This is a genomic window from Mesorhizobium sp. M7A.F.Ca.CA.002.15.2.1 (assembly GCF_003998715.1).
Taxonomy (GTDB): domain Bacteria; phylum Pseudomonadota; class Alphaproteobacteria; order Rhizobiales; family Rhizobiaceae; genus Mesorhizobium; species Mesorhizobium ciceri.
On record NZ_RZPI01000173.1, the window covers coordinates 1 to 8,802 of the forward strand.

Genomic DNA, 8,802 nt, shown 5'->3' on the forward strand with positions numbered 1-8,802 from the left:
TGCGATAGCCGTCGAACTTCACTTCGTGCAGCCAGTCCTTGCCCGGCGGCGCATCGCGCTCGAGCGTGGCCAGCTGCGGCTCGATAAAGTCGAGGCGTTTGCCGGCTTTTGTCTTGACGGCGGCCGGCTTGTTGGAATGCCAGACTTTCGGCTTCTCGCCCTTCGCGGTCTTGCCCTCGCCGACCTCCTCGATCGTCAGGCCGGACTTCACCGATTCAGGCGCTTCCTTGAGGATGTCCTCGCCGGGACGCGCTGCGGCATCGTCCGACTTGATCAGCAGCCAGTTGTCGCGCTTTTCACCCGCTCGCGGCTTCAGCCGCACCAGATGCCATGCCCCATGCAGCTTGTGTCCCCTGAGCTCGAAGCTGATATGGCCCTTTTTCATCGCCTTGGCCGGGTCGATCTCGGGAATCCAGGTGCCCTCGTCCCAAACGATAACCGAACCGCCGCCATATTCGCCCTTGGGAATGGTGCCTTCGAACGGCGCATAGTCGATCGGGTGATCCTCGACATGGACAGCCAGTCGCTTCTCATGCGGGTCGAGGCTCGGGCCGCGCGTCACCGCCCAACTCCACAGCACGCCGTCATGCTCGAGCCGCAAGTCGTAATGCAACCGCGTCGCGGCATGCTTGTGGATGACGAAGATGCCGCCGGCCTCGCCCTGCTTGGTCCGGGCGACCTTGCCGGCCGGTTCGGCGGTTTTCTTGAAATCGCGCTTGGAGTGATATTGTTCGAGGCTGGCCATCCGTTGGGTTCCTCACGCCGATTTGCGTTTGGGCGCGCTGGCTTTCGACTTGGCGCGTTTGGCCGCTGGCCTGGCCTTCGCCGACGAAGATGTTTTCGATGACCCGGAGTCCGACAGGCTCTTCTTCAGCGCGTCGAACAGATTGACGACATTGGAAGGTTTGGGCGCCGCCTTGGCCTTCGGCGCCTTGTGGCCGGCCTTCTTGGCGCGGATCAGCTCCAGCAGCGCGTCCTCGTATTTGTCGTCGAATTTCGAGGGATCGAACTTCGTCTTCTTCTTGTCGATGATCAACTCGGCCAGATCGGTCATCTCCTGATCGGTCTTCACGGGCTCGATGTCGCCGAAGACGGTGTCCGGTTGCCGTACCGTGTTGTCGTAGCGCAGCGTCGTCAGCACCATGCCCTTGCCGAGCGGTTCGATCACCACCGGCCGTTCGCGTCGGTAGAGCACGATACGCGCCAGCCCGGCCATCTTCTTGCCCGCCATCGCATCGCGAATGACGGCGAACGCCTCTTCCGACACCTTGTCGGCGGGCGCCACATAGTAGGGCGTGTCGAGATAGATCTGCTGGATCGAAGCTTTGTCGACGAAACCGTCGAGCGCCATCGTGTGCGAGGATTCGATCTGCACCGCCTCGATCTCGTCTTCCTCGATATGGATGAAATTGCCATCGTCGAGTTCATAACCCTTGATCTCGTCATCCTCCTCCAACGGCTTGCCGGTTTCGGCATCGACATAGAGGCGCTTCACCGTGTTGCCGGTCTTGCGGTTGAGAATGCGAAACGAGACCCGCTCCGTATGGGTGACGACATTGGTCAGTTCGACGGCACAGGTGACCAGCGAAAGCTTCAGATAGCCTCTCCAGGCCGGACGCGGCGCCATGATATCTTCCCTTCAGAACCAGATGAAGGTGAGAACGGACAGATCGCGCTCCAGTTCCGCGCTCCCGCGCCGATCTGGATGCCAAGGGGCCGCCTGAGTGGTTCTGGCCGCCAGCACGGAAATTTCGCGGGCTCGGCAAAAGTTGAAACAGAACCGCGCGCAGGCGACATTCAAACGAAACATATGTGATGCAAAAGTCACATTGGCCGGAATGCCAACCAACTGCACGGAAAGACCCCGAATCAGCCGCATTCCAGCCACGAAGCAAGGCATTTTCGACCAGATATTAACATCACGTTCACCGACTATTCACGCCTCGACGCTATGATGACCGCAATTCGGAAGGGACATCCGAAAATCGGGACAGGGACAAGGTAATGAACTTCCTCGCGCACCTCATCGGCTATGCCGCCGCCATCCGCGAATTCGTTGCGCCGACCTACCGGCCCGAACGCTATTACATGCGCGGCCCCGGCCCGGCCTGCGCCCGTCGCGGCAACTCGCTGGGCGCGCACTGATCATGGCTTTCGAAAATCGCCACAACAGCCGGATCTGCAGGCCGGCCGCCTCTATCCGCGCCACCACCTATCGCGCCGAGCGTCCCGCTCTCGCCGACAGGCGCCGTGCGACATCGCCACGGCTTTGATACCATCGCTGGCCGGCTTAGTGTCATAGGACACGAGCAGCCGAGGCCAGCGTGACGGACCATCTTCAACCAGTTCGACCCCAGTCAACTCGTCCCTTCGAAACAGTTCTCGACTCACGCCATCCATTGATCGTTTTCGATGGCGTCTGCGTGCTCTGCTCCGGTTTCGTGCGCATGGTGGTCAGGCTCGACCGCCAAGGCCGTTTCCGCTTCGCCACCGCGCAGTCGCCCTTCGGTGAAGCGCTGTTCCGGAAGCATGGACTGCGCACCGACTCTTACGAAACCAATCTCGTCCTGATCGACGGCGTCGCCTTCACGCGGCTGGACAGTTTTGTCGCCGTCATGGCGGAACTCGGCTGGCCTTGGCGGGCGGCCAAGGCACTGTTGCTGTTGCCGCGCCCGCTGCGTGGTTGGCTCTATGATCGCATCGCCAGGAACCGCTACGCCCTGTTCGGCAGGAAGGATGCTTGCGACATTCCTTCTCCGGAGCTGCGCAAGCGGTTCCTTGGCTGAGGGTGTGGCTATGCGCTACCGCGGCTGGCTCGTGCCATCCGGCCGGCACGGCTCGAGCACGATCGGTCCGCCTGCCGTCCTCCCCAATTCCCGGCAGCCCTGAACCGTGCACAGTGTCCAGCCGTCGCTGGTTGCACCTGAAGCGGCGAGCACGACGCGCCGCTGCGGGCCGACATCAGGCGCATAGCTCCACCAACCCTCCTTCAGCACCGCGCCTTCCGGCGGCTCCATGCCGGCGCCCGAGCCCTCGATCCGGGCTTCGACCACCTGCAGGCCGGAGGACGTGACCTTCCAGTCTTCTTGCCAGCGCGTCCGTTCCACCGAATGCGTCCAGGACAGCGTGAAGGCGGCGACGGAGAGCGTTACCGTCTTGCCCGCGGCCAGGATGCACAGGCTCATGTTCTGACTGAAGCCTGCCGCGCGCGAAAACAGTGCCAGCCGATCCAGGCCAGCGCCAGCACCCAGCCGGCCTCGTCGGTGAGCGGCACCGCGGCGACCAGCAGCACGCCGGCCGCGAAGGCGACGAGCCGCTCCCACCACGCCATGCGGGTGACCAGAAAACCGACGGCGGCGGCACCCCACAGCACGATGCCCATGCACGCCTTGGCGACGATGTAGCCGACCTCGACGGGATAGCCGAACTGGGCGGCGATCGGACCTGCGTCCTGCAGCATCAGCGCCGGCGTGTAGACCGCCATGAACGGCACGACGAAGCCGGCAATGGCCAGCTTGGTCGCCTGGATGCCGATTTTCAGGCCGCTTTCCCTGGCCATCGGTGCGGCGGCGAACGCCGCCAGCGCCACCGGGGGCGTCAAATCGGCCATGATGCCGAAATAGAACACGAACATGTGGCTGACCAGCAGCGGCACGCCAAGCTCGAGCAGCGCCGGCCCGGCCAGCGACGAGGTGATGATGTAGTTGGGAATGGTCGGAATGCCCATGCCCAGCACCAGGCAGGTGACCATGGTCAGCACCAGCGACAGGAACAGATTGTCCTCGCCGATCGAGATGATCCAGCCGATGAAGGTCGAGGCGATGCCGGTCAGCGTCAGCGTGCCGATGACGATGCCGACAATGGCGCAGGCAATGCCGACCGGCAGCGCGTTCTTGGCGCCTTCGGCGAGCGAGTCGACACAGATTTGCAACGTCTCGCGGCCGCCCTTGAACGTGAAGCAGGCGACGACCAGTGCGGCGATCACCAGGCCGAGGAGGTTGACGCCGAACTTCATGAACGAAGCGGCGGCAAGCCCGAGCGCGATCCAGAAGACGATGCGGAAGGCCAGCGGCCCGATCGCTGCCGCCAACGGCGTGCCGAGGATGAGCACGATGGTCAGCGCCAGGCCCATCGTGCCGGCGAAGATCGGCGTATAGCCGGCAAACAGCAGGTAGATGAGCGCGGCCAGCGGCAGCACCAGCGGCCAGTGTTGCCGCACCGCGTCCCACGGATTGGGCAGCTCGGCCTTGGCCATGCCGTGCAGGCCCGCCTTGCCGGCTTCCAGATGCACCTGCCAGAAGCAGGCGCCGAAATAGAGCAGCGCCGGGATGATCGCCGCCTTGACCACTTCGGCATAAGGCACGTTCAGCGTCTCGGCCATGATGAAGGCGACCGCGCCCATCACCGGCGGCATGATCTGGCCGCCCATCGAGGAGGTCGCCTCGACGGCGCCGGCAAAAGCCGAGCGGAAGCCGAAGCGCTTCATCAGCGGGATGGTGAACTGGCCGCTGGCCACCACATTGGCGACACCCGAGCCGGAAATGGTGCCCATCAGCGCCGAGGACAGCACGCAGACCTGCGCCGGGCCGCCGCGCCACGAGCCGACCAGGCCAAGCGCGAAATCGTTGAACAGCGCGATCATGCCAGCGCGTTCGAGAAAGGCGGCAAAGACGACGAAGATGAAGATGTAGGCAGCCGAGACATAGATCGGTGTGCCGTAGATGCCTTCGGTGCCGTAGGCGAAGGTGTCGACGATCTGGGCGAAATCATAGCCGCGATGGATGAGCGGCGGCGGCAAATGGTTGCCGAAAAAGCAGTAGGCGAGAAAGATGAAAGCGATGACCGCCAGCGGCAGGCCCATCAGCCGCCGCGCTGCCTCGAAGACCAGCACCACCAGCACCGCGCCGACGATGAGGTCCGGCGTGGTCAGGAAGCCGGAGCGGCGGATCAGATCAGTGTAGAACACCCAATTGTAGAGGCCGGTGCCGAAGCCGAGCGCCCCGAGCGTCCAGAACGCGGCTTTCGCCGGCATGCTCTTGGCGCGCAGATTGGCGATCAGGCCAAAGCCGAGCAGCAGCAGGAAGCCGACATGCATGGCCCTCACCACCTGGCTCGGAATGCTGCCATAGGCGGCGACATAGATCTGGAACACGGAAAAGGCGACGGCGATGAGAAAGGCGGCCTTGCCCGCAAGGCCGTCGCCGAAGCCCGGCGGCAGCCCTTCGACCTGTTCTTCGACGGCAGGCAGATGGAAGGTGGCGGATTTGCCGTCGGTTGATGTTCCAGACGTTGCTTCGGTCATCCGACGGATCCGCCCTACTTCAACAAGCCCTTCTCCTTGTAGTATCGCTCGGCACCGGGGTGCAGCGGCACCGGCATGCCGTCGAGCGCCTTGGCCGGGTCGATCGCCTTGGCGGCGGCATGCGCCGCGGCCAGTTGGTCGAGATGGTCGAACATCAGCTTGGTCATCCGGTAGGCGGTCTCGTCGGAGACATCGGCGCGGGTGATGAGGAAATTGCCGACGGCGGCGGTGGCGACATCCTCGCTCTGGCCTTCATAAGTGCCCTTGGGAATGACCACCGACAGATAGGGCGCGCCGATCTTGGCGACGTCCTCGGCCGGCACCGCCACGACATTGATCGGCACGGAGGTGGCGAGGTCGCGGATCGAGGCGACGCCGAGCCCGGCCGATTGCAGCGTGGCGTCGAGCTGCCGGTTCTTGATCAGCTCGACCGATTCGGCGAAGGGCAGATACTCGACCCGGCCGAGATCCTCATACTTCAACCCGGCGGCGGCGAAGATGGCGCGGGCATTGAGCTCGGTGCCGGAGGCCGGCGCGCCGACCGACAGGCTTTTTCCCTTGAGGTCGGCCAGCGTCTTGATGCCGGACTCCCGGCTGGCGACGATCTGGATGTAGTTGGGATAGATGGCTGCGATGCCGCGCAACTTATCGAGCTTGCCGGGGAAACCGGCCTCGGCATTGCCTTCGGCGGCCAGCTTGACGGAATCGCCCAGCGCAAACGCGATCTCGCCCTTGCCCTGCTGCAACAGATTGAGGTTTTCGACCGAAGCCTTTGTTGCCTGCACCTGGGTGCGGGCACCTTCGATGCCCTTGCCGTAGATTTCCGACAGTGCCACGCCGAGCGGATAATAGACGCCAGATGTGCCGCCGGTGAGCACGTTGATGAATTCCTGCGCCTTGGCGGAAACAGCGCCTAGGCCAAGCGACAGCGCCACGGCGCCGGCCGCAACAAGTTTCGTCCTGAAATGGAACATCTGATTTCCTCCCTGAAATAGCAGCCGCATCACCTCCCTGACGCGAACAGAAGCGAGTTTAGACAGCGAGATGGAAATGCCAACCCGCAATCCCATGCGTTAGACGAATGGTTGAGTGCGGGATGCACAGATGGCCGCTTGCGTGAAATGTCTTCGGAGCCGAAAGATTTTTCCAATGCCTGTCGAAATCGGCCAGGGCCGCGCGACATACGTCCGGCTCGCAAACGAAGCAGCCTTCGAAACAACGGGAGAAGACCATGCGATACATGCTTTTGATCTACGTCAATGAAGCCGCGATGGCGGCCGCGCCGACCGATAAGACCTACGAGATCAGCGCTGCCTATGGCGCGTATACCGATGCGTTGAAGAAGTCCGGCGCCTGGCTGGCCGGCGACCGGCTGAAGCCGACCCAGGCCGCCACTTCGGTGCGGATGGTCAATGGCAAGACCAACGTGCTCGATGGCCCCTATGCCGACACCAAGGAGCAGCTTGCGGGCTTCTACATGATCGAGGCCGAGGATGCCGATGCCGCTATCGCCTGGGCGGCGCGCTGCCCCGCGGCCAGCGCCGGCACGGTCGAGCTGCGGCCGATCTGGGAACAGACCATGTGATGGAAAGTGGCCTGGAGATCGCGCGGGCGGCAGCGGAAACCGCCGCCCGGCAAAGCTACGGCAAGCTTGTCGCCTGGCTCGCGGCCCGCACGCGCGACGTGGCCGCAGCCGAGGACGCGCTGGCCGATGCCTTTGCCGCCGCCCTCGAACGCTGGCCAAGAACCGGCGTACCCAAGAAACCGGAAGCCTGGCTGCTGGCGGTGGCAAGGCGGCGCCGCGTCGATGCGGTGCGGCGCCGGCTGACCAGCGAGGCCGGCCGCGAGCATCTCAAGCTGATTGCCGAGGAAGCGGAGGCGCGCATGACCGACGAAGACCTGCCCGACGAGCGGCTGCGGCTGATGTTCGCCTGCGCCCATCCGGCGATCGAATCGAGCGTGCGTTCGCCGCTCATCCTGCAGACGGTGCTGGGGTTCGACGCCGCGACGATCGCTTCCGCCTTCCTGGTCTCGCCGGCAACGATGGGCCAGCGCCTGGTGCGAGCCAAGTCCCGCATCCGTGAAACCGGTATTCCGTTCCGCGTGCCGGAGCAGGCCGAACTCGGCGAACGGCTGGATGCGGTGCTGGAAGCGATCTACGCCGCCTTCGCCGAAGGCTGGTCCGACCCGGCGGGCACCGAGACGCGAGGGCGCAATCTGGCGACCGAAGGCATTTGGCTCGGCCGGCTGGTGGCTTCGCTGTTGCCGGAGGAGCCGGAGGCGCTGGGCCTCCTGTCGCTGATGCTGTTTGCTGAGTCGCGCCGCGCCGCACGGCGCAGCGCCGCCGGCGACTTCGTGCCGCTGGCGGAACAGGATTGCCTTCTATGGGACCGCGCCCTGATCGATGAGGCGGAGGCGCTGCTTTCCCACGCCGCGGCCAAGGGCATCATCGGCCGCTACCAGCTTGAGGCGGCCGTGCAGTCCGCGCATGCGGCACGACGGCTGACCGGCCGCACCGACTGGGCGGCGATCCGCGAGTTCTACGACGCGTTGCTTTCGATCGCAGGATCGCCGGTGGTGGCGATAAACCGCGCGGTGGCGATCGCCGAGGCCGAGGGCGCAGTGGCGGGATTGGCGGCCCTCTACGTGCTGGGCGACGACAAACGGCTTGATGACTATCAGCCCTATTGGGCCGCACGCGCCGGTCTCCTGGCCAGGCTTGGTCAGGTACTGCAAGCCTGCGAAGCCTATGACCGGGCGATCGGCCTCGAGCGCGACCCGGCGGTGCGCCGCTTCCTGCAGGAAAAGCGGGCAGTGCTCAGAAATTGAGCTTCAGCCCGGCCACATCTCGTGCGAGGTGTTGAGCGTCTTCATCAGCGGATGGTCGCGCAGCCGCGCCCACAGGCGTTCAATGTTCGGCCATGCCGTCCGCGCGCTGTCGATGTCGGGATGCCAGGCCACCAGCATGACCAGATAGATGTCGGCCAGCGACACCCGGTCGCCGACCAGCCAGTCACGGCCTTCAAGCGCGGCATCCAGAACGGCAAAGCCACGGTCCATCTCGGCCACGGCTGCCTGCTTGACCGCCTTGGTGCCTTCGGGATCGGCAGTGTAGCGGTATGCGTAGTAGAAACGCAGCACCGCCGGATAGAGCACCGACGACATGAAGGCCATCCAGCGCAGGAAATCGGCGCGGGCAGGCGCGTCTGCTGCCGGCGCCAAATTGGCATCGGGATGACGCTCGGCAAGCAGGATGCAGATCGCCGCCGATTCCGTCATCGAGCTTCCGTCCGGCAAGGTCAGCACCGGCACCTGGTTCAACGGACTGATGTCGAGGAAGGCGGGGTCGGGCCGGTCGGTCTTCGGCACGTCGATCTGCTCGAACTGTGCATTCGCCAACGCCAGCGCTGCCTCGACGACGAAGCCGCCGCTGCCAGGACGGGTATAAAGCTTGTACATAAAATTCTCCCCCGGCCGCGCAAAGCAGGCCGGGGCGATAT

General features: G+C 64.4%; 10 protein-coding genes. 4 read left to right on the top strand and 6 right to left on the bottom strand.

Features of this window, described 5'->3' with window-relative positions:
- Nucleotides 1–745, bottom strand: a 745-nt coding sequence (locus ENZ74_RS12465) for a DNA polymerase ligase N-terminal domain-containing protein (protein ID WP_281059703.1), incomplete at its 3' end; no start/stop codon positions are given.
- Nucleotides 746–757: 12 nt separating this feature from the next.
- A complete protein-coding gene (locus ENZ74_RS12470) occupies nucleotides 758–1,627 on the bottom strand; it encodes a Ku protein (protein WP_063169649.1) in 870 nt (289 codons plus the stop codon).
- 377 nt (nucleotides 1,628–2,004) lie between these two features.
- On the opposite strand from ENZ74_RS12470, the gene ENZ74_RS12480 reads away from it, so the two are divergent.
- Together ENZ74_RS12480 and ENZ74_RS12485 are read left to right on the top strand one after the other, a co-directional pair.
- Nucleotides 2,005–2,145 (top strand): hypothetical protein, encoded by a 141-nt coding sequence (locus ENZ74_RS12480; RefSeq protein ID WP_013528645.1) that lies wholly within the window; start codon nucleotides 2,005–2,007, stop codon nucleotides 2,143–2,145.
- Between the two features lie 254 nt (nucleotides 2,146–2,399).
- The gene (locus ENZ74_RS12485) at nucleotides 2,400–2,786 is read left to right on the top strand and encodes a DCC1-like thiol-disulfide oxidoreductase family protein (protein WP_255337212.1); all 387 of its coding nucleotides are present in this window, start codon (nucleotides 2,400–2,402) and stop codon (nucleotides 2,784–2,786) included.
- Nucleotides 2,787–2,801: 15 nt separating this feature from the next.
- Here the strand turns inward: ENZ74_RS12485 and ENZ74_RS12490 are convergent, their stop codons facing one another.
- Genes ENZ74_RS12490 through ENZ74_RS12500 form a run of 3 tightly spaced genes read right to left on the bottom strand, consistent with a single transcriptional unit; the run spans nucleotide 2,802 to nucleotide 6,276 of the window.
- On the bottom strand, nucleotides 2,802–3,185 hold the full coding sequence (locus ENZ74_RS12490; RefSeq protein ID WP_063169651.1) for a DUF1850 domain-containing protein: 384 nt from the start codon (nucleotides 3,183–3,185) through the stop codon (nucleotides 2,802–2,804).
- Nucleotides 3,182–5,302 carry a TRAP transporter permease gene (locus ENZ74_RS12495; RefSeq protein ID WP_063169652.1) on the bottom strand — a complete coding sequence of 707 codons (2,121 nt, stop codon included), beginning with the start codon at nucleotides 5,300–5,302 and terminating at the stop codon, nucleotides 3,182–3,184. The genes ENZ74_RS12490 and ENZ74_RS12495 overlap by 4 nt, the downstream gene beginning before the upstream one ends.
- A 14-nt stretch (nucleotides 5,303–5,316) precedes the next feature.
- Nucleotides 5,317–6,276 carry a TAXI family TRAP transporter solute-binding subunit gene (locus ENZ74_RS12500; protein WP_063169653.1) on the bottom strand — a complete coding sequence of 320 codons (960 nt, stop codon included), beginning with the start codon at nucleotides 6,274–6,276 and terminating at the stop codon, nucleotides 5,317–5,319.
- A 257-nt stretch (nucleotides 6,277–6,533) separates the two neighbouring features.
- Here ENZ74_RS12500 and ENZ74_RS12505 point away from each other — a divergent pair, with 257 nt between their 5' ends.
- Complete coding sequence (locus tag ENZ74_RS12505; RefSeq protein ID WP_013528640.1) at nucleotides 6,534–6,887, top strand: YciI family protein; 354 nt, start codon at nucleotides 6,534–6,536, stop codon at nucleotides 6,885–6,887.
- Nucleotides 6,887–8,131, top strand: coding sequence for an RNA polymerase sigma factor (locus tag ENZ74_RS12510; protein WP_063169654.1), 1,245 nt, complete (start codon nucleotides 6,887–6,889; stop codon nucleotides 8,129–8,131). The genes ENZ74_RS12505 and ENZ74_RS12510 overlap by 1 nt, the downstream gene beginning before the upstream one ends.
- Before the next feature lie 3 nt (nucleotides 8,132–8,134).
- Here ENZ74_RS12510 and ENZ74_RS12515 read toward each other — a convergent pair whose 3' ends face one another.
- Nucleotides 8,135–8,761: a glutathione S-transferase family protein gene (locus ENZ74_RS12515; protein WP_063170412.1), complete on the bottom strand. Its 627-nt coding sequence runs from the start codon at nucleotides 8,759–8,761 to the stop codon at nucleotides 8,135–8,137.
- Nucleotides 8,762–8,802 lie beyond the last annotated feature (41 nt).

Coding starts and splice junctions, on each gene's coding strand:
- ENZ74_RS12470 (WP_063169649.1), bottom strand. CDS start 1,627: ATGGCGCCGCGTCCGGCCTGGAGAGGCTATCTGAAGCTTTCGCTGGTC.
- ENZ74_RS12480 (WP_013528645.1), top strand. CDS start 2,005: ATGAACTTCCTCGCGCACCTCATCGGCTATGCCGCCGCCATCCGCGAA.
- ENZ74_RS12490 (WP_063169651.1), bottom strand. CDS start 3,185: ATGAGCCTGTGCATCCTGGCCGCGGGCAAGACGGTAACGCTCTCCGTC.
- ENZ74_RS12495 (WP_063169652.1), bottom strand. CDS start 5,302: ATGACCGAAGCAACGTCTGGAACATCAACCGACGGCAAATCCGCCACC.
- ENZ74_RS12500 (WP_063169653.1), bottom strand. CDS start 6,276: ATGTTCCATTTCAGGACGAAACTTGTTGCGGCCGGCGCCGTGGCGCTG.
- ENZ74_RS12505 (WP_013528640.1), top strand. CDS start 6,534: ATGCGATACATGCTTTTGATCTACGTCAATGAAGCCGCGATGGCGGCC.
- ENZ74_RS12510 (WP_063169654.1), top strand. CDS start 6,887: ATGGAAAGTGGCCTGGAGATCGCGCGGGCGGCAGCGGAAACCGCCGCC.
- ENZ74_RS12515 (WP_063170412.1), bottom strand. CDS start 8,761: ATGTACAAGCTTTATACCCGTCCTGGCAGCGGCGGCTTCGTCGTCGAG.